Below are 534 nucleotides of genomic sequence, written 5' to 3'. Positions count from 1 at the left end.
GAGATGATCGCCGACATCGTCTTCCGGTTCCTTCGCCGCTTCCAGTAGAGAAAAGCCATTCCTGCCCGCCTTGGCGGGCATGATACCAGCGCACGCGCCGGGCCATTGTCGGTCCGATGAAAACGGTCCTCAACTCCATCACCCACAGCATGCTGGCCGGCACCGCCGCTGGCGGCGTTCCCGAGTTCATTCATCTGCTGCCGGCCGGCACGTTCTCCGGCGTCGATGGTCGCGGTCCCTACGAGCTTGGCGATGTCGCAAAGCTGATAGCGACCTCGCTGCCGGCAGGCCGCAAGCTGCCGATCGACATCAACCATTCCATCGATCTGCTCAACAAGACCGGCAAGGAGACGCCCGCCGTTGGCTGGATCGTAGCCCTGGAAGGTCGCGATGACGGCATCTGGGGCAAGGTCGAGTGGACTGCCAAGGGGCAGCAGGCGCTTGCCGACAAGGAATACGGGTTTGTCTCACCCGTGTTCAATGCATATGCCGCGAAGCCGCACCGTGTCGTGCAGCTGCTGCGCGCCAGCCTGA

Annotated in this window: 1 protein-coding gene; it reads left to right on the top strand. The window is 63.1% G+C overall.

Going from position 1 to position 534, the window contains the following annotated elements:
• Positions 1-116 precede the first annotated feature (116 nt).
• Positions 117-534, top strand: a 418-nt coding sequence (locus RX972_RS29200) for a phage protease (RefSeq protein WP_316880780.1), incomplete at its 3' end; no start/stop codon positions are given.

Source organism: Pseudomonas syringae group sp. J309-1, assembly GCF_032582135.1.
Classification (GTDB): Bacteria; Pseudomonadota; Gammaproteobacteria; order Pseudomonadales; family Pseudomonadaceae; genus Aquipseudomonas; species Aquipseudomonas quasicaspiana.
This window is presented reverse-complemented; position numbering and strand designations above follow the sequence as displayed.